Consider the following 18,023-nt stretch of genomic DNA (forward strand, 5'->3'; position numbering starts at 1 on the left):
AAATGAAAAAGCTTAACTTTTGGGTTTACGCCTTGTTTTATGAGTGGGCCTCAACAGAAATGGTAAAACAGGCTATGGGCTATGATGACTGCTCTGCCGAAGATCTGGCTGAAGGTGTGGCCGCGAAGTATATCACGCCTGAGGAATTTCAAGAAATAACGGGTGAAACATACGAAAACTATAAAAATGCTGTGTCATAAGCCAAACGGCTTTTTTTATTTGTCATTTTTAATAAATGAGAAAAGGAGGACGGCCGATGAAAAAGCATTCATTTGAATTTCCCGCCGATCAACTTGGCAGGCCCGGCGCCGTAAAAGCTTATCGCGGTAACAAAAACGATTATGTCACACCGATTGCTGATTTGTCCGGAATGGCAGAGCTTCTTACCAATACGCCGCTAGAAGCGATTGAAGTCTACAGCCAATTCGGACAAGACCGTTTAGGAGCCGTCTTAATAGACAGAGCACAGGGGTGGGCTTATTCGGACCGCAGCGGAACTCTTTTTATCGAAGAGAGCGAGGATAACAATTCGTGGACAGCTTCACATTCTGTCGCAGTAAAAGGCGGAGTGCTGACCGCTTCGGGGTGGGTCTGCCTGACAAAAAGATATTACCGGTTCCGTTTTGAAAATGGAAATCAAAAACAGTCCGAATTTGTTTTATACCAATCTGTCGGTTCGGGCGGTGATATGGCGTTTTCATATACAGACGTGATTTTTCATGAAAATGCAGCAGAGGCGGGCGAGGGAAGCATCTTCTCAGCGGGCGCTTGGAAAAAACTTCTCGTCGAAATCACCGGCACGGCTGAGTCGGGCCATGTCGCGTTTTGGGGGAGATCCATCTCGGGAAAAAATGTGCCGATCAGAGGAATCAGGTCTGATGACGGGACATCAGCCGCCGGTACGTCAGGCACAGAAGAAGTGTGGTCATTTGATATTGCCGGCTTTAAGGAAATCCTCATGGAAATCAAAAGCATTTCCGGCGGGAGCCTTTCTGTCAAAGGCACGGCATTTTCTTAAGAATGAAGCTTCCGAAGGGAGGTGAGAACAATGTAAGAGGGGGGAGCGGAAGTGCTTCTGGATGAACAAGCGGTGCAAAAAGAATTCGCAGGCATCAAAGGTGAACAAAAGGTGCTTGAACAGCGGGTAGCCGTATTAGAGCGGGTATCAGACCGGCAGGGTCAGCAAATCATGACGCTGAATGAAAAACTGAACAAAATTGACGAAAACACAACATGGATTAAGCGGACCATTACAGGAGCGATCGTGACAGCAATCTGCACGGGCGTCATTGGCGGAGCCATCGCCATCATGTACAATCTGCTGCAAAAGTAAGGGGGAAACCGATATGAAATTTGCGGACAAAGGCACGGTCGTCAGGACGGTGCTTCTTTTGCTTGCTTTATTGAACCAAACTTTGCTGATGTTCGGCAAATCGCCGCTGAATATTCAGGAGGACCAGGTCAGCCAGCTTGCAGATACGCTGTATGCCGCCGGGTCGGCCGTTTTTACAATCATAACGACTGCCGCCGCCTGGTTTAAAAACAATTATGTTACAGCAAAAGGGAAAAAACAGCAGGCTTTATTAAAAATAAACAATTTATCGAAATAGGAGAGATGAGAATATGGTAAAAATCACACAGGATTTTATCCCGGCAGGAAACAATAACCGCCCAGGCTATGCAATGACACCGATTTACATTACGGTGCACAATACAGCCAATACCGCAGTCGGAGCTAACGCCAAAAGTCACGCAAGCTATGTGAAAAATCCCGATACACCGACAAGCTGGCATTTCACAGTCGATGATACGGAAATTTATCAGCATCTTCCGCTGAACGAAAACGGCTGGCATGCCGGTGACGGAAACGGGGACGGCAACCGTAAATCCATCGGTATTGAAATTTGTGAAAACGCAGACGGCAACTTTTCACAGGCCGTGGCAAACGCCCAATGGCTCATCCGCACATTAATGACGTCGCACGGCATCCCGCTTGCGAATGTCGTTGCGCACAAGCATTGGTCAGGAAAGCTTTGTCCGAGAAGACTGCTGGATACATGGGATGAGTTTAAAGCGGGAATCGGTTCTGAGGAAAGACAGACGTATACCGTCCAAAAAGGAGATACGCTGTCGGCGATCGCGCGGAAATTCGGCGTCAGCGTGGCCGATCTGCAGAAATGGAATAACATCGCTGACCCGAACCTGATTAAAGTCGGACAAGTGCTGATCGTCAGCCCGCCGGTTGAAGCACTGTATTCTCTTCCGGACGAGGTGATCAAGCTGACAGAGCCGTACACGTCCGGTGAAAAGGTATACCAGGTGCAAAACGCGCTCGCCGCGCTTTATTTCTATCCTGAAAAAGGAGCTGTCAATAACGGCATTGACGGTATCTACGGTCCGAAAACGGCAGATGCCGTGGCCCGCTTCCAATCTGTAAACGGACTGACGTCTGACGGCGTCTACGGTCCCGCTGTAAAAGCGAAAATTCTGATGCAGCTTTAACAAAAAAGGCTGAGTCCCGTTCACATTGCGGGATTCAGCCTTTTTTCTTTTTCAACCGGTTCAATAGCCCGAGATTCCTCGCCCGCATCCTCAGCGAATAAGCGGAAAGCCCGAAGCGTCCGTAATCCACAAACTTTACACGCCTGACAATTTTCTTCACATCATCACCTGTCGCATCTCTTTGTTGGTTTTATTATATGAAAGATAAGGAAAAAAGGAATAAGGACAAGAGCCGTGTCTCCTGTCCTTAGTGTAATCAAGCTTTTTTTTGTTTATACTTGTCAATCAGCCGCTCGTTTTCTTTGAAAATTCTGGCGGTATGAGGGCTGACCTGGTAACTTGCGATACTTGTCATTGAACGTTTTTTAAACATTTTGAACGGTTTCGCTCTTTGTTCCGGCTGCCCGTTTTGAAATGCCTGCTCCATTTAACCGTCACCTTCCTCTTCTATTGGCAGCATTAAATCATAAATGCTCGTTAGCGATGTGAAAAGCAAATAATCGAATTCCGTCAACAGGTTTTCCGACGTGAGTTTGATCACGTAATGGCGGTTCTGGACTGTAAACGGAATAAGCACAAGCCTGCCTTTTTGATCATAGTAGACGTCTTTACGGTTAAGACGGGACTGAACGTCCGCCGCATCAGGCATATGCTCCGTCAAGCGGTCCTTATCCGATTGTGCGGAATAGTCGCACAAGGAAGCCGTGACATTCATTTTTTCTCCATAAGCGGCCAGCAGTCTGCTGATGCCTTCCGCATAAGCTTCTGTACTTCCATAATATACATGGATCGGTTCATTTTTCAACAGATATTGATAGGTTTTCAGTTTTTCAAGATAGGAGTGAAGCATTTCGTTATTTTCTTCTAAAATTTCCCGCGTATCCGTCTCTAATTCATTGCCGGCGAGCTTTTTGATATACGCGCTCAAAAAGATAAACGCATCAATAAGGGCAAAGCAGACGGCAACAATCAAATATTGTCTCCATGCGGCAAAGAGCGATTCGGGATCATATGTCCAATAGACCATGGCGCCTACTACAAATAGTAAATACCACGTTTTACGGATGGCAAACATTTTTTCTTTTACCTTTGCCTCATACCGCCAGGATGCGTACACATATAAAATGAGTGCGGCCGCCATCGTCCACACCATGATCTGAAAAAACAAAAGCATGAGCATCCCTCACAATTCGAAAAATGGTCTGCTATGTTCATTCTATGTCATGACATCATTTTCCTGTCACAAAAAAAACCGCTTCTGTAAAGAAGCGGATGTCATCAGAAAAAGAGATCTAAGATGAAAAAGGCGATGGCGCCGAGTGTACCTGCAATCGGCAGGGTGATGACCCATGTAATAAGCATCCGTTTAGCCGTTCCCCAGTTTACGCCTTTTACGCGGTGGGAAGCGCCCACACCGAGAATGGAAGACGAAATGACGTGCGTCGTGCTGACAGGGAGATGAATAAACGTGGCCCCGAAAATAATGGCTGCGCCGGTTAAGTCGGCAGATACGCCGTTTACCGGACGGATTTTCATAATTTTTCCGCCGACGGTTTTAATGATTTTCCAGCCGCCGATGGATGTGCCGAGACCCATTGCCAGGGCACAAGAGAGCTGCACCCAAAAAGGAATGGCATCACTTTTATGTAAATTGGCCGTCATAAGCGCCATCGTAATGATACCCATCGCTTTTTGCGCGTCGTTCGTTCCGTGTGTATAGGACTGAATGGCAGCCGTCAAAATCTGCACTCTGCGGAAGCGTTTATTTGTTTTCGCCAGATTGCTGTCTTTAAAAATCAGCTTCACGATCGAATATACGATAAAGCCGAGAACAAAGGCGATAATCGGCGATAAAATAAGTGCTTCGATAATCTTAATGAACCCTTTATAATTAAGCGTCGCAAAACCTGACGCTGCAATGGCCGCTCCGGCGATCGCTCCGATAATCGCATGTGAAGAGCTGCTCGGAATGCCGAAATACCATGTGATCAAGTTCCAGGCGATTGCGGCGAGTAGAGCCGCCAGAATGACAACTGACCCGTTGTCTAATGTATAAGGATTCACAATGTCCTTCGTAATGGTTTTCGCCACACCGGTAAATGTCATCGCTCCGAGAAAGTTCATGATGGCGGCCATGACGATTGCGTGCCGCGGCTTCAGCGCTTTTGTCGAAACTGAGGTGGCGATTGCGTTTGCGGTATCGTGAAATCCGTTAATGAAGTCAAATACCAAAGCGCATATGACAATTAATATCGTTAAAAGTAATAGAGTATCCATTATAACCCCTCGTTACGCGTTTTTCATAATAATGGTTTCAAGGTTATTGGCAACGCTTTGGCAAGAGTCGGCAATTTCCTCAAGCGTTTCGTAAATCTCGCGGTACTGAATCACTTTAATCGGATCGGTTTCTGTGCCGAACAGATTTTTTAATGATTTACGGTGCAGGTTATCACAGCTGTGCTCGTATTCCTTAATTTTAATGGCGTGAGGGTGAATGTCCTTCAATCGGTTTTCTGCAAGCAGCTCAATCGTGATTAAAATTTCCTTCGCGCACTCTCTGATGTATCCGCTGAACTTATCGATATGCTCATCTGAAGAAGTGATCGAGAAAATCTCCATCATTGCAGAAAAATGTTCGATTCCGTCAAGCACGTCATCGAGGCTGTTTGTCAGCTCAAGGATGTCTTCACGTTCAATGGGAGTGATAAAAGCTTTGTTCAGCTCTTTAATCATGACATGAACATGATTATCTCCTTTTGTTTCAAACTCTTTTAACGTATCGGCAAATTCCTTTAAAGTCGTCTGGTTCGTCACTTTAAAGTTGACAAAGTATTCTGCGGTTTCGTCTATGTTTTTTGCGATTTCTGTTAAAAGGAGTGAGAACTTATCTTTTTTTCTTTTTATCATTAAAAACCCTCCATTGTTTGAATGAGACAATGCACACATCAAATTATTATATAGCCTTTTGTCGAAAAAAAACAGATAAAGTCGAAAAAAACGCCTCTTGATTTTTTCGTAAAAACGTGTCTCATCCTGTTTTTCTTATGTTACCCACTTCGCCAAAAAAACGTAACATACTTCGAATTCAGACATCTTGCTTAAAAAGTATAACAAAAGATGTGAATTTGCTGTCAACTTTTGCACGTGATTTTGCCAGAAAAAAAACGGCTCCTGTAAAAGGAACCGTTTTTGTCAGTTTTTTCTGCCGTTTTTCAGCCAAAAATAAAGCGGCAGCCCGGCGAGGCCGATCAAGAGGGACAGCGCGCAGCTCAGTGTATCTGTAATGATCGTGCTGATCAGCACAAACAGTGAACCCGCGATGGCCAAAACAGGAATGATCGGATACAAAGGCACGCTGTAGGCGCGCGGTTTTCCGCCGCTTTTTTTTCTGAGAATAAACACGGCGAAAAAAGCCATGACGTAAAAAATATAAATCATGAAAATAGAGATTTCAGACAGCTTATCGGGATTGCTGGCGATCATGAAAATAATGGCCAGCGCGATCTGAAATGACACGGCAATCCACGGAGTGCGGAACGTCGGATGCACCCGCGAAATCTGTCCGGCAAACGGCAGCTGTTTCCGTTCCGCCATCGCAAACGAGACACGCGGAAAAGCGAGAATCTTTCCGTTTAAACAGCCGAAGATGCTGACGATGATTCCGACGCTGATCAATTTTCCCCCGATGTCGCCAAACAGCATTCCGGCAGCGGTGCCGGTCGCATTTTCACCGAGTTTGACGATGTCGGTCGCAGGAAGAATGTGCAGCAGCGCAAAGTTAATGAAAAGATAAATGGCGGTGACGACCAAAAGTCCGCCCGTCATCGCTCTCGGGAGCAGCTTTTCCGGATTTTTCATTTCGCCGCCGAGTGCCGCAAGCAGAATCCATCCGTCATAAGCAAACAAGGTGGCCAGTATGGCAGCGCCGAAATTCATTTCCGACATGCTGCTTGTGACGGCTGTGAAAATATGCTGATCGCCTTTCCAAAGGCCGAACACGATCATGCAGATAATCGGAATCAATTTGCCGACAGTCGTAATTCCCTGTACGATGCCGCCATATTTCGTTCCGATAATGTTAATGATGCTTAAAAACAAAACGGCTGAAATTCCGATCAATTTAGACCAGCCGGAATCCCAATTGAACAAGTGCGCCATCAAAGAGCCGAAATACAAGCCGATTGCTCCGATAATGGCGGGGCCGTAAATGATAATTTGAACCCATCCGCACAAAAAGCCCCAAAATTCGCCGTACACTTCTTCGAGATATGTATAAAGTCCGCCCGTTTTCGGAATCTGAGTGCCGATTTCCGCAACGGTCAAGCCGCCGGCAAGCGTCAAAATGCCTCCTAACAGCCACGCGATAAGCGCGGTTTTCGCATCACCGGAGTAGGCAAGCACGGCGCCTGGTTTCATAAATACGCCGGAACCGATGATGGTGCCGATAACAAGTGAGAGGGCGATGGTAAGGCCGATCTCTTTTTTAAGTCCGTTCTCTTCAATCTGCATATCCTTTCCCTCCAGATGTAAAATCGTCATGCTGAAAAAACTATTTTCCATATTGTAAACCCTAATTGCTGAAACACGAATAAAATAAATTTTCTGATTTTAGTGTTTTGCCTAAAAGAGAGAGGTTTCTGCTTTTGAGAAGGAAAAAATTCGGTTTTAAAAGCGAACATTAATGGTTTTTTAATTTCAAAAGTTCGTTATTTTGAGAGCGGCAGTCTGCAGACCGTCTGTGAAGCAGATGGGTTGACTTTACGATCCGGATAACATAAATTGTATATATAAAATATCTCGAAATCGAGATAATTGACTGGAGGATAATATAATGAAAGTTAATGGAATACACCATGTATCAGCATTGACGGCTGATGCGCAGAAAAATTTAGATTTTTATCGAAATATCCTGGGGCTGAAGCTTGTGAAAAAATCGGTAAACCAGGATGAACCGACGATGTATCACTTATTTTACGGTGATGAATCAGCCAATCCGGGATCGGAATTGACGTTTTTCGAGATTCCGCGGATCGCGCCGTTCCATGCGGGGACAAACAGTATTTCTTCAATCGGCCTGCGTGTTCCGGATGCACAAGCGCTTCAATATTGGAAAAAACGATTTGAAGAGCATCAGGTCTCTCACAGTGAGATCGTGAAAATAGCGGGCAGGGACACACTCGCTTTTCAGGATCATGAAGGACAGCGGCTTGTGCTGACAGCTGACGAAAAAGGAAAAGACATCGGTGAAGCGGTGAAGCAAAGCGGCATACCGGAAGAATATTCTTTCCGCGGTCTTGGTCCCGTTGAATTAACCGTCCCGTACGCAGAACCGACGCTGCGTGTGTTAACCGATGTGCTGGGCTTCACTGAAATCGGGAAAGAAACACATGAAGACCGGGGCACGGTTACGGTGCTCGAATCCGGAAACGGTGGCGCGCGTACAGAAGTCCATCTCATTGAAAGAAACGATCTTCCGCGCGAGCGTCCGGGAAAAGGCAGCGTGCACCATGTGGCCTTCCGTGTTCAGAATGAGGAGGAGCTTGCTTTATGGCACCGCATCATTACGAAAGAAGGTTTCAGCAACTCAGGCATTGTAGAGCGTTATTATTTCAAAGCGCTGTACTTCCGGGAACCGAACGGAATTCTGTTTGAATTGTCAACGGACGGTCCTGGATTTATGGTTGATGAAAAACCTGAGGAGCTAGGCAAAACGGTTGCGCTCCCGCCTTATCTCGAACACCGCCGTTCTGAAATAGAAGCGCGGCTGAAACCGATTCAGTAAATCAGAAATAATGAAAGATGCCTTCCGGCTTGACGGGGGCATCTTTTTTTTGCTTTTTTACCCGTTTTGTCATTCTTTTTACCTATTTGTAAACGGCAAAATAATTGTCTTTGTTTATTAATAAATTTTTCACATTTGGTTGTTACACTTGTTCAAAGTTAAACAAAAGGAGTGAAAACACAGGTGAAAATGAAAAAACGCGAGATAGACGCGGTCTTAATCCTCATTTTACTCGCTTCCGCATTCTTGAATATGTACAACATCTGGAATGACGATACGGTGAATCCTTATTACACCGCAGCGGTCACGAGTATGCTTCAAAGCTTTCATAATTTCTTTTACGCTTCATTTGACGCAGCCGGATTTATCACGGTAGATAAACCGCCTGTTACATACCAGATTCAAACGATCAGCGCGCTGATATTCGGTATGCACGGGTGGAGTGTCATCCTGCCTCAGGCATTGGCGGGGGTAGGTTCAGTTCTATTCATGTACTTATTAATAAAGCCGACGTTCGGAAAAACGGCGGCGCGCATCGCTTCGTTTGTCATGGCGTGTACACCGATTGCTGTAGCCGTAGCGCGCACAAACAATGTCGATGCGTTGCTGGTCTTTTTCCTCTTGTTCGCCACATGGCTTCTCTTTAAAGCGATTCGAAAAGGAAAACTGATCTGGCTTTTGGCGGCATTTTTTGTCGTCGGAGTAGGCTTTAACACAAAAATGCTTCAGGCTTATATGATCTTACCGGCCTTCTTGCTGTTCTATATGATGGCGGCAAATACCACGATTAAGAAAAAAATCATTTCACTGGTAAGCGCGCTGGCCGTATTAGCAGCCGTTTCATTGTCATGGCCGCTCATTGTTGACAATATTCCTGCCGGAAAAAGGCCATATGTCGGAAGCAGCCAGACAAACTCCGTATTGGAATTGGCTTTCGGATATAACGGGATTCAGCGGCTGACGGGGCAAAGTTCCGGCGGCCAGGGCGGGCCCGACGGAAACGCATCGAAAGAGATGTCTTCTTCCGGCGGTTCTTCACAAATGCAAAAACCGCCCGGCCAGTCAGCAAGCGGAGACAAATCACAAACCGGCAGTATGACGGCACCTCCATCTAACGGCCAAATGCCAAGCGGCGGTCAAGGAGGCCCTCCAAGCGGCGGAGACGGCGGCAATGGCGGTCCTGGCGGAGGAAAAAGCGGTACAGGCACCGGCTCGAAAATGCAGTCAGGTTCAGGAATGTTCGGTACGGGAACCCCCGGTCCGCTGAGACTCTTCCAACAAGAATTATCAGATCAGATCAGCTGGCTCCTGCCGTTTGCGATTTTTGGATTGGCCGGTTTATTGATCGCCGGGGCGAGAGAAAGAAGAAGATTATCAGCAGAACAGAAGGAAACGATCTTTTGGGCAGCGTGGCTTGTGCCGATTGCCGGATTCTTCAGTGTGGCGGAATTTTTCCACCATTATTATCTCATTATGCTGGCGCCTCCGATTGCTGCTCTTACCGGTGCGGGATGGGTCGCCCTCGTTCATCTGTACCGCGAGCAGACAGGCTGGAAAACTTGGCTTCTGCCGGCCGCTATTTTTGTGACAACCGGATTTGAGCTGTTTATCCTCAGAAACTACAATGATCAAATCGGCGCGGGCTGGAGCATCGGAGCAGGTGTTATCGGCGCAGTGGCTGCAATCGCCCTGTTCGTGTTCAAACAGCGTCAAAAACCGCTCAGTTACTATGTTTCACTTGCAGCCCTTCTCGTCTTGATGGGGATGCCGATTTATTGGGCGAGCACACCGCTTCTGTACGGAGGCAACAGCTCATTGCCTGAAACAGGCCCTCAGCTTGCGTCAGCAAGCGGAAAAGGCATGGGAATGGATAACGCATCTGTCAATACAAAACTGATCAACTATTTAGAGAAGCATAACGCCGGAGCGGACTATCTATTTGCTACAACCGATTCCAACACAGCGGCGCCTTACATTATAAAAACGAAAAAAGCGGTCATGGCGATCGGCGGATTCAGCGGGTCTGACCCGGCCATTACGCTGACTCAATTTAAAAAGCTCGTAAAAGAAGGGAAAGTAAAATACTTCTTAACATCCGGAATGGGCAAAGGTGGAAACAACGATATTGTTGAATGGGTTGAGAAAAACGGAAAGAAAGTATCTTCAGACAAATGGCAATCAAGCACAGATCAGAAAACGAAAAATCATGATGCAGCTGATACAAAAAGCAGCAAGGCCGCGGGTAAAAACAGCCGGATGAGCGGCGGGCCGGGCGGAATGAATCAGTCAGCTTCACTATACGAACTGCAATCTGATGAATAGGAGGAAAAAACATGAGCAGACATATTCAATATTCAATAGTCGTCCCGGTTTATAACGAGGAACTCGTCATTCAGACAACCTATCAGCGCCTGAAAGAAGTCATGGATCAAACAAAAGAGAATTATGAATTGATCTTTGTCAATGATGGAAGCAAAGACCGCAGTATTGAGATTTTAAGAGAGCAAAGTCTGATTGATCCGAGAGTGAAAATTATTGATTTTTCCAGAAACTTCGGACATCAGATCGCGATCACAGCGGGTATGGATTATGCAGAGGGGAATGCAATCGCCGTCATTGACGCCGATTTGCAGGACCCTCCTGAATTAATCCTTGATATGATTGAGCAGTGGAAAGAAGGCTACGATGTGGTGTACGCCGTCAGAACGAAACGAAAGGGAGAAACCTTTTTCAAGAAACAGACGGCTTCTCTGTTTTACCGGCTGCTGCGGAGCGTGACTGATATTGATATTCCGCTCGACACCGGGGATTTCCGCCTGCTGGACAGAAAAGTCTGTGATGAGATGAAAAGATTAAAAGAAAAAAACCCTTTTGTCAGAGGACTCGTCAGCTGGGTCGGCTTTAAGCAGACTGCTGTAGAATATGAACGAGATGAGCGGCTTGCGGGGGAAACGAAATACCCGCTTAAAAAAATGCTGAAGCTTTCCATGGACGGGATCACAACGTTCTCTCATAAACCGCTCAAGGCGGCAAGCTATGCGGGAATGCTCATGTCCGGAGCGGGTTTTCTCTATATGTTTATCGTTTTATACATGAAGCTTTTTACAGACAGCACCATTACGGGCTGGTCCTCTCTGATTGTGATACAGCTGTTATTCAGCGGCATCGTTCTATTAATGCTCGGAATGATCGGCGAATATATCGGAAGGATTTATGACGAAGCAAAAGACCGTCCGCTCTATATCGTGCAAAAAGCGTACGGTATGAAAAACGAAAAGATTTATCGGGACCAGCATATGTCTTAACAAACACCCTGTCCGGCCAGCGGACAGGGTGTTTTTATGTAAAATAAAAACCGCGGGATGACAGAATGTCCCGCGGCTTTTTTCATTCATCTGCGGCCGGTCTGCGTGTGCAGAGCGCGCATGATCAGTCCGGTTCCCGAAAGGTTCAGTAAAATGCTTGCACCAAGCGTCATTCCCCAAGCAGTGTTTTGCTGAGGAAGCTGAATGCTCAGCTGCAGCAAGATCAGGCCGGTAACGACCAGCAAAAGTCCGGTTTGTTTCATGTGTATGTATCCTCCTTTGTACACTGAGTCATACGGCTGATCCAGGCCTAAAGTTTCAGCTGTATATAAAAAAATCCAAGGCGGCTGCCTTGGATTTTTGTTAAGAAGATGTTTCTTCTTTTTGAGTCAGTTTCATTTTTTTCGTCATTTCCTTGCCGTTTCTGATAATCTTCACGTCAACGGTGCTGTCGACTTTTGTATTCTTGTAGAGAATATTGCGAAGTTCGCTGCCCGTGTCAGTTTCTTTCCCTTTTAAGCTGATAATGATGTCTTCTGCTTTTAATCCGGCTTTGGCTGCAGGTGATCCCTGCGCCACTTCGCGAATATAAACGCCTTTATTCAGCTGTTTGCCGAAGAGGCCGAGTGTGCCTTCCTGATAGTTTTGCGGCACTTGTTCCAAGTCGATCATGCTCACGCCGATATAAGGGCGCTCCACCTGTCCTTTCGTGAGAAGCTCTTCGGCGATCGGTTTTACATCGTTGCTCGGAATGGCAAAGCCGATGCCTTCTACATCATTTTCGCTGATTTTCATGCTGTTGATGCCGATGATTTTGCCGTCTGTATTCAAGAGCGGTCCGCCGCTGTTTCCGGGATTGATGGCGGCATCGGTTTGGATGACGTTGATGCTTGACTCACCGGCTGACGTGGAGATCGAGACGGTTCTGTTTAAGCCGCTCACGATGCCCTGTGTGACGGTGCGGGAAAGGTCTTTTCCGAGCGGATCACCGATGGCGATGACGGATTCACCCGTTCTGAGAGCGGATGAACTGCCGAAGCTTGCCGTTTTTGTTACGTGTTTATCACTGATTTCTAAAACGGCCAAGTCTGTCAGAGAGTCGCTGCCGACGAGTTTAGCTGTTACATCGGTGCCGTCATATAATGACACTTTAAGGGAAGAGGCGCCTTCGACCACGTGGTTATTCGTAATGATATACGCTTTGCCGTTCGCTTTCTTAAAAATAACGCCTGAACCCGATCCCGTTTCCGCATCATCACCCGACGAATTAGAGTTTGAATCCGAGCTTGAACCGAATCCGAATAAATCGGAACTGCTTTGCTGCTTTTGCAGATTGGTGATTCCGACGATCGCCGGTGAAATGTCTTCCACCATATTCGAAATGCTGCTTGAATTTGCCGATGAGCTGTTTGCCGATTTGCCGCTGCCGGATTCAGAAGATGTCTGCTTAGCGGTTACCGATGACGTTTCCTGAGCGGGAGCCGGATTGGAAGTATCTTGAGTCTGATGGTCTCCAAGCGGCGTAAATGTATAGATGCCGAGGGCGAGCCCTCCGCCGATCACTCCGCCGAGAAGCGGTCTGAACCAGCCGAAGCTTCGTTTTTTCTTGTCCTCGTCCGGCGCGGAATATCCGGCCGGCTGTGGGTGTTCTTTTACTAAAAGGACTTCCTGTTCTTTTTGGTCTGTCCGATTTTCATCACGATAGTTATCCATCATGTTCACTCCGTTTCTCTATTTCATCATAGCATGATTTGCCTATTATTACTGACTCCATCTTAAACAAAAAGTGTGGGATAATAATGAAAAGATTGTGGGAAATTGTGAAAAAGACGAAATCGGACGGCGGCGCTTTATATTGACAATTTCCATCGGATTTGAAATAATAATGAGATATTATGTTCAATTCTTCACATGAAAAGATATGAAAAATTCTGTCAAGCTAATGGGGGAAATCTGTTAGCTTTTTCACTTTGTCAAATATTAAGAAAGGAGCTGTCAAATGAAAGAAAAACATCACTGGATCATTTCTCTGCTTGCTGTGCTGGCGGTCGGGCCGGGGCTGATGTCGAATACCGCTCTTTCGGCTGTCCAAAGCCTTGTCCGGCAGACGGTCGGCGGGGAAAACTTTGACTCTCTTCATCCGATTATTATCGGTAATATGGCATTTGCCTTATTCGTGCCGGCGGGGCCGTATTTAAGAAAAAGATTCGGCTCCCGGCCTGTCTATATGATTTCGATGGCCGCGGGTGTCATCGGAGCGCTGCTTGCTGCTGTGACAAATGATATTTATCCGCTCGCCGCGGGCCGTTTTTTACAGGGAGCTGCGGCGGGCACTATGCTGATGATTATGATTCCGATGCTGGTGCTTTCGTTTCCGATTGAACGCCGGAATTACGCATTATTTGTGTTAATCGGCGGATTTTACGGGTCCGTCATTATGGGGACCGTTTTAGGCACGGCGGCGGCAAGCGCCGGCCATTGGCATTGGCTGTTCGGCATTTTTGGCCTGCTGTCTTTTTTCGGCCTCATTTTCAGTTATATGTGGCTGCGGGATGACGCTCATAAAAATACTGAAAAATCTCCATTTGACGGCATCGGTTTTCTGTTAGCGGGTGTATCAGCCGTGCTGACCGCCTATACATTTATTCATCTGCCGAAATGGGGCTTTTCATCATGGCAGACATTGGCGGGATTTGGAGGAAGCATCGTCATTCTTCTGATCTTGCTGATCATGCAGTACAGAAACGAACATGCGCTGATTTCGATTAAACTTATGCTGATTCCAAAGCCGATTCTGGGTGTTTTCATGATCGCTGCGGGCAGTATTTCCATAGCGGTCAGTCTTTCTGCATTTCACGGGGAGCTTCAGACCGCATATCACATGTCACAAACTCAACAGATATTCCTATATGCGAGCCTTTTGGGAGGCGTGGCCATCGCCGCTGTTATCAGTGCATTAGCATATGATAAAGTCGGTCCGGGCATGCTCGGCATAACAGGCTCTGTTATACTGGTGTTCGTGAATTTCCAATGGATGACGGCGGATCATCATATACCCCTTATTCTATTTGCTGGGCTTTTCGTGATGCTGGCGGCCGGGACAGGGCTTATCGTAGCAGCCGGACTGATGGGCGCCGCGTTGGGCGGACCGCTTCCGGAACTGGTAAAACGCATGACGGCCGTTCAGTTTTTAAGGCTGTTCATTTATATGGGCGCACCTGTTTTAATAGGGTATTTTACGAAAAGAGATGCTTCCGGCATGCTTCGGGGCGCGCGCGGCACACAATCGCCGCATGACCTGCTGATGGGGACATACAGCGATTTGTTTCTTATTGCTTTCATCTTAAGCTTGCTTTTAGTGTGTTTATCATTTGTCATGAATGCGACCGGCATGGGACATAAGCTGGCGCATAAACCGCATGCCGTCTGTAAGCAGGCGGCTGAAGAGCCTTCGCCGCAGGCTCCTGGACCGATCAGGCATCAGGTCATTCCCGATCGCGAATACAGAAGTGCGGTCAGACAGTTTCGGGGTCACCCTATAAACAAAAACGGTATGTAACTTTTTCTACCAGCAAACCCTTTTCCCGGTGAAAAGGGTTTGTTTTTTCCCATAATGGCAGAATGGTATATTGCATGTTTCATCCTTTTTTAATATAATTTGTTAGAATATTCATAATTTAATATCGAAATTTTAAGTAAAAAAGGAGGCATTACATGAAACTGTATCTATCTGTGGATATGGAAGGGATTTCCGGACTGCCTGATGAAACATTTGTCAATTCCCGCATGCACAATTATGAGCGCGGCAGGGTTCTGATGACCGAAGAAGCAAACTGGTGCATCGCAGAAGCGTTTAATAACGGATGCACGGAAGTGACCGTGAATGACAGCCACTCAAAGATGAATAATCTGCTCGCGGAAAAGCTTCACCCTGAGGCAGAGCTGATTACGGGGGATGTCAAGCCGTTTTCCATGATGCAGGGGCTTGATGAATCGTATTCAGGTGTGATGTTTATCGGCTATCATGCGAGAGCGTCGATGCCGGGCGTCATGTCGCACAGCATGATATTCGGCGTCCGCCACTTTTACATAAATGATAAGCCGGTCGGTGAACTGGGGTTAAATGCCTATCTCGCCGGATTTTACGATGTACCGGTCATCATGGCTGCCGGAGATGATTGCGCCGCAAAAGAGGCGGAGGAGCTGATCCCAAATGTGACGACTGCCGCCGTCAAACAAACCATTTCAAGAACTGCGGTCAAATGCCTGTCCCCTCAAAAAGCCGGACGGCTCCTGACGGAAAAAACAGCCTATGCGCTCAAAAATAAAGATAAGGTCAAACCGCTGACTCCGCCTGAAAGACCTGTATTAGGCATTGAATTTGCCAATTACGGACAGGCTGAATGGGCCCATTTAATGCCGGGCACAGAAATCATCCCGGGAACGACAATCGTTCAATTTCAGGCAAAAGACATGCCGGAAGCCTATCAGGCCATGCTCGTCATGACAGAACTCGCCATGAGAACAACATTCTGTTAAAGGGGTGAACGGCATTGCTGCGGTATTTTATCAAACGTTTTATCGCCATGATTATGACCGTCCTCGTCATCACCACTCTGACATTTGTCATGATGAAAGTGATACCCGGCTCGCCTTTTAACGAAGAGCGGGGCACAAACGAAGCGGTCCAGCGAAATCTTGAATCCTACTACCATCTGAACGAACCTCTTATCACTCAATACGCCATCTATCTAAAATCCATTCTTACCTTTGATTTCGGTCCTTCAATCAAAAAACCGTCAGACAGTGTAAACGCCATGCTTGAACGCGGATTTCCGGTTTCCTTCGAGCTTGGGATAACGGCGATCATCATCGCTGTGATTTCCGGACTCGCGCTCGGCATAACGGCCGCTCTCAGGCGCGGCGGCTTTCTCGATTATGCGGCCATGAGCCTTGCGGTGCTCGGGATTTCCATTCCGAATTTTATTATGGCTACGCTGCTGATTCAGCAATTTGCGGTTCATCTGAAATGGTTTCCGGCAGCTACCTGGACGAGTCCCGTTCACATGGTTCTGCCGACTGTTGCGCTTGCCGTCGGTCCCATGGCCATTATCGCGCGGCTGACAAGATCAAGCATGGCCGAAGTGCTGACTCAGGATTACATCCGCACGGCAAAAGCAAAGGGGCTTTCTCCCGTCAAAATTGTGATCAAACACGCATTGAAAAACGCTCTTATGCCTGTTGTGACAGTGCTCGGGACGCTTGCCGCAAGTATTTTAACGGGCAGTTTCGTCATCGAGAAAATTTTTGCCATACCGGGAATGGGCAAATATTTCGTAGAAAGCATCAATCAGCGTGATTACCCGGTCATCATGGGAACGACCGTATTTTACAGTGTGATTCTGATCGTCCTGCTGTTTCTGGTTGATTTGGCATACGGCCTGTTAGATCCGCGCATAAAACTTCATAAGAAAGGGTGATCCTGATGAATCTCCCGCAAGAAACGGTAAAACACACAGAAGTGCCTGATGACTGGTTTCAGCCGGGCGCGGAAAGAAAGGGTGAAACCGAGTCGGTCAAGCGTCCGAGCCTGTCTTACAGTCAGGATGCGTGGCGGCGGCTTAAAAAGAACAAATTGGCGATGGCCGGACTTGTGATATTATGCTGCCTGTTTCTATCGGCTGTGTTCGGCCCGCTGATATCACCGCACAGCGTGACGAGGCAGACGCTCGCCGAGCAGAATCTTCCGCCGTCTTTTTCACACTGGTTCGGAACCGATGAACTTGGCCGGGACGTGTTTACAAGAACGTGGTACGGAGCGAGAATCTCTTTATTTGTCGGTGTGATGGCGGCACTGATCGACTTTTTGATCGGCGTTATCTACGGAGGCGTCGCCGGCTACAAAGGGGGCCGGACAGACAGCGCCATGATGAGAATCATCGAGGTTCTCTACGGTTTGCCTTATCTGCTCGTTGTCATTTTGTTAATGGTGCTGATGGGGCCGGGGCTCAGTTCCATTATCGTCGCTCTGACAGTGACGGGATGGGTCGGCATGGCGCGGATTGTGAGAGGGCAGGTGCTGAGGATGAAGCATGATGAACACGTATTGGCATCGAAAACATTTGGAGCGAAAACATTTCGGATCATTAAGAAAAATCTGCTGCCGAATACGATGGGAGCCATTATTGTCCAAATGACGCTGACGGTGCCGGCGGCGATTTTTGCGGAATCATTTTTAAGTTTTCTCGGACTCGGCATTCAGGCGCCGTTTGCAAGCTGGGGAGTCATGGCAAATGACGGGCTGCCGGCGATTTTATCAGGCCATTGGTGGCGGCTGTTTTTTCCCGCTTTTTTCATTTCCTTAACGATGTACGCGTTTAACGTGCTTGGAGACGGCTTGCAGGACGCGTTAGACCCGAAACTGAGGAGGTAGG

General features: G+C 47.3%; 20 protein-coding genes. 12 read left to right on the plus strand and 8 right to left on the minus strand.

The features are described 5' to 3' along the window. Positions 1–2: 2 nt before the first annotated feature. The 5 genes from ACWJJS_RS07485 to ACWJJS_RS07505 are packed head-to-tail and all read left to right on the plus strand — an operon-like array spanning position 3 to position 2,502. Positions 3–200 carry an XkdX family protein gene (locus tag ACWJJS_RS07485; RefSeq protein ID WP_003154819.1) on the plus strand — a complete coding sequence of 66 codons (198 nt, stop codon included), beginning with the start codon at positions 3–5 and terminating at the stop codon, positions 198–200. 56 nt (positions 201–256) lie between these two features. Beyond that, positions 257–1,018: a phage portal protein gene (locus tag ACWJJS_RS07490; RefSeq protein WP_146276587.1), complete on the plus strand. Its 762-nt coding sequence runs from the start codon at positions 257–259 to the stop codon at positions 1,016–1,018. A 51-nt stretch (positions 1,019–1,069) separates the two neighbouring features. Beyond that, positions 1,070–1,333, plus strand: coding sequence for a hemolysin XhlA family protein (locus tag ACWJJS_RS07495; protein WP_146276589.1), 264 nt, complete (start codon positions 1,070–1,072; stop codon positions 1,331–1,333). Between the two features lie 13 nt (positions 1,334–1,346). After that, on the plus strand, positions 1,347–1,610 hold the full coding sequence (locus ACWJJS_RS07500) for a phage holin (RefSeq protein WP_003154813.1): 264 nt from the start codon (positions 1,347–1,349) through the stop codon (positions 1,608–1,610). A 13-nt stretch (positions 1,611–1,623) separates the two neighbouring features. After that, complete coding sequence (locus ACWJJS_RS07505; RefSeq protein ID WP_024085195.1) at positions 1,624–2,502, plus strand: N-acetylmuramoyl-L-alanine amidase; 879 nt, start codon at positions 1,624–1,626, stop codon at positions 2,500–2,502. Between the two features lie 34 nt (positions 2,503–2,536). Here the strand turns inward: ACWJJS_RS07505 and ACWJJS_RS07510 are convergent, their stop codons facing one another. The 6 genes from ACWJJS_RS07510 to ACWJJS_RS07535 form a co-directional block, all read right to left on the minus strand. Then, positions 2,537–2,662 carry a hypothetical protein gene (locus ACWJJS_RS07510; protein WP_003154809.1) on the minus strand — a complete coding sequence of 42 codons (126 nt, stop codon included), beginning with the start codon at positions 2,660–2,662 and terminating at the stop codon, positions 2,537–2,539. 96 nt (positions 2,663–2,758) lie between these two features. Beyond that, the gene (locus ACWJJS_RS07515; RefSeq protein WP_003154807.1) at positions 2,759–2,929 is read right to left on the minus strand and encodes a type II toxin-antitoxin system SpoIISB family antitoxin; all 171 of its coding nucleotides are present in this window, start codon (positions 2,927–2,929) and stop codon (positions 2,759–2,761) included. Next, the gene (locus ACWJJS_RS07520; protein ID WP_057079950.1) at positions 2,930–3,676 is read right to left on the minus strand and encodes a type II toxin-antitoxin system SpoIISA family toxin; all 747 of its coding nucleotides are present in this window, start codon (positions 3,674–3,676) and stop codon (positions 2,930–2,932) included. It abuts the gene before it with no gap. A 104-nt stretch (positions 3,677–3,780) separates the two neighbouring features. Beyond that, complete coding sequence (locus tag ACWJJS_RS07525; protein ID WP_003154805.1) at positions 3,781–4,779, minus strand: inorganic phosphate transporter; 999 nt, start codon at positions 4,777–4,779, stop codon at positions 3,781–3,783. 12 nt (positions 4,780–4,791) lie between these two features. After that, the gene (locus tag ACWJJS_RS07530; RefSeq protein ID WP_003154804.1) at positions 4,792–5,409 is read right to left on the minus strand and encodes a DUF47 domain-containing protein; all 618 of its coding nucleotides are present in this window, start codon (positions 5,407–5,409) and stop codon (positions 4,792–4,794) included. A 285-nt stretch (positions 5,410–5,694) separates the two neighbouring features. Beyond that, complete coding sequence (locus ACWJJS_RS07535; RefSeq protein WP_003154801.1) at positions 5,695–7,011, minus strand: APC family permease; 1,317 nt, start codon at positions 7,009–7,011, stop codon at positions 5,695–5,697. Between the two features lie 322 nt (positions 7,012–7,333). Between ACWJJS_RS07535 and ACWJJS_RS07540 the strand changes: the two genes are divergently transcribed. From ACWJJS_RS07540 to ACWJJS_RS07550, 3 genes are all read left to right on the plus strand, one after another. Next, positions 7,334–8,284 carry a ring-cleaving dioxygenase gene (locus ACWJJS_RS07540; protein WP_077722102.1) on the plus strand — a complete coding sequence of 317 codons (951 nt, stop codon included), beginning with the start codon at positions 7,334–7,336 and terminating at the stop codon, positions 8,282–8,284. A gap of 183 nt (positions 8,285–8,467) precedes the next feature. Further along, positions 8,468–10,606 (plus strand): glycosyltransferase family 39 protein, encoded by a 2,139-nt coding sequence (locus ACWJJS_RS07545; RefSeq protein ID WP_454023456.1) that lies wholly within the window; start codon positions 8,468–8,470, stop codon positions 10,604–10,606. Positions 10,607–10,617: 11 nt separating this feature from the next. Beyond that, positions 10,618–11,589: a glycosyltransferase family 2 protein gene (locus tag ACWJJS_RS07550; protein WP_204530487.1), complete on the plus strand. Its 972-nt coding sequence runs from the start codon at positions 10,618–10,620 to the stop codon at positions 11,587–11,589. A gap of 86 nt (positions 11,590–11,675) precedes the next feature. On the opposite strand, the gene ACWJJS_RS07555 is transcribed toward ACWJJS_RS07550, so the two are convergent. Together ACWJJS_RS07555 and htrA are read right to left on the minus strand one after the other, a co-directional pair. Then, positions 11,676–11,852 (minus strand): hypothetical protein, encoded by a 177-nt coding sequence (locus ACWJJS_RS07555; RefSeq protein WP_454023457.1) that lies wholly within the window; start codon positions 11,850–11,852, stop codon positions 11,676–11,678. A gap of 100 nt (positions 11,853–11,952) precedes the next feature. Then, complete coding sequence (htrA, locus tag ACWJJS_RS07560) at positions 11,953–13,302, minus strand: serine protease HtrA (RefSeq protein WP_454023458.1); 1,350 nt, start codon at positions 13,300–13,302, stop codon at positions 11,953–11,955. A 286-nt stretch (positions 13,303–13,588) separates the two neighbouring features. Between htrA and ACWJJS_RS07565 the strand changes: the two genes are divergently transcribed. The 4 genes from ACWJJS_RS07565 to ACWJJS_RS07580 all read left to right on the plus strand — a co-directional run bounded on the left by ACWJJS_RS07565 (position 13,589) and on the right by ACWJJS_RS07580 (position 18,022). Next, positions 13,589–15,148 carry an MFS transporter gene (locus ACWJJS_RS07565; RefSeq protein WP_454023459.1) on the plus strand — a complete coding sequence of 520 codons (1,560 nt, stop codon included), beginning with the start codon at positions 13,589–13,591 and terminating at the stop codon, positions 15,146–15,148. 155 nt (positions 15,149–15,303) lie between these two features. Then, a complete protein-coding gene (locus tag ACWJJS_RS07570) occupies positions 15,304–16,128 on the plus strand; it encodes a M55 family metallopeptidase (protein ID WP_007407248.1) in 825 nt (274 codons plus the stop codon). Between the two features lie 14 nt (positions 16,129–16,142). Next, positions 16,143–17,069, plus strand: coding sequence for an ABC transporter permease (locus ACWJJS_RS07575; RefSeq protein ID WP_044053133.1), 927 nt, complete (start codon positions 16,143–16,145; stop codon positions 17,067–17,069). A gap of 5 nt (positions 17,070–17,074) precedes the next feature. Then, on the plus strand, positions 17,075–18,022 hold the full coding sequence (locus tag ACWJJS_RS07580; RefSeq protein WP_003154782.1) for an ABC transporter permease: 948 nt from the start codon (positions 17,075–17,077) through the stop codon (positions 18,020–18,022). The last annotated feature ends 1 nt before the right edge of the window (position 18,023 follow it).

It is taken from the genome of Bacillus sp. JK106 (assembly GCF_053663355.1).

What these genes read in the sequence shown, in the direction of transcription:
- ACWJJS_RS07515 (WP_003154807.1), bottom strand. Translation starts at nt 2,929, where the DNA reads ATGGAGCAGGCATTTCAAAACGGGCAGCCGGAACAAAGAGCGAAACCG.
- ACWJJS_RS07500 (WP_003154813.1), top strand. Translation starts at nt 1,347, where the DNA reads ATGAAATTTGCGGACAAAGGCACGGTCGTCAGGACGGTGCTTCTTTTG.
- ACWJJS_RS07550 (WP_204530487.1), top strand. Translation starts at nt 10,618, where the DNA reads ATGAGCAGACATATTCAATATTCAATAGTCGTCCCGGTTTATAACGAG.
- ACWJJS_RS07505 (WP_024085195.1), top strand. Translation starts at nt 1,624, where the DNA reads ATGGTAAAAATCACACAGGATTTTATCCCGGCAGGAAACAATAACCGC.
- ACWJJS_RS07555 (WP_454023457.1), bottom strand. Translation starts at nt 11,852, where the DNA reads ATGAAACAAACCGGACTTTTGCTGGTCGTTACCGGCCTGATCTTGCTG.
- ACWJJS_RS07570 (WP_007407248.1), top strand. Translation starts at nt 15,304, where the DNA reads ATGAAACTGTATCTATCTGTGGATATGGAAGGGATTTCCGGACTGCCT.
- ACWJJS_RS07535 (WP_003154801.1), bottom strand. Translation starts at nt 7,011, where the DNA reads ATGCAGATTGAAGAGAACGGACTTAAAAAAGAGATCGGCCTTACCATC.
- ACWJJS_RS07580 (WP_003154782.1), top strand. Translation starts at nt 17,075, where the DNA reads ATGAATCTCCCGCAAGAAACGGTAAAACACACAGAAGTGCCTGATGAC.
- ACWJJS_RS07485 (WP_003154819.1), top strand. Translation starts at nt 3, where the DNA reads ATGAAAAAGCTTAACTTTTGGGTTTACGCCTTGTTTTATGAGTGGGCC.
- ACWJJS_RS07525 (WP_003154805.1), bottom strand. Translation starts at nt 4,779, where the DNA reads ATGGATACTCTATTACTTTTAACGATATTAATTGTCATATGCGCTTTG.
- ACWJJS_RS07540 (WP_077722102.1), top strand. Translation starts at nt 7,334, where the DNA reads ATGAAAGTTAATGGAATACACCATGTATCAGCATTGACGGCTGATGCG.
- htrA (WP_454023458.1), bottom strand. Translation starts at nt 13,302, where the DNA reads ATGGATAACTATCGTGATGAAAATCGGACAGACCAAAAAGAACAGGAA.
- ACWJJS_RS07530 (WP_003154804.1), bottom strand. Translation starts at nt 5,409, where the DNA reads ATGATAAAAAGAAAAAAAGATAAGTTCTCACTCCTTTTAACAGAAATC.
- ACWJJS_RS07490 (WP_146276587.1), top strand. Translation starts at nt 257, where the DNA reads ATGAAAAAGCATTCATTTGAATTTCCCGCCGATCAACTTGGCAGGCCC.
- ACWJJS_RS07565 (WP_454023459.1), top strand. Translation starts at nt 13,589, where the DNA reads ATGAAAGAAAAACATCACTGGATCATTTCTCTGCTTGCTGTGCTGGCG.
- ACWJJS_RS07520 (WP_057079950.1), bottom strand. Translation starts at nt 3,676, where the DNA reads ATGCTTTTGTTTTTTCAGATCATGGTGTGGACGATGGCGGCCGCACTC.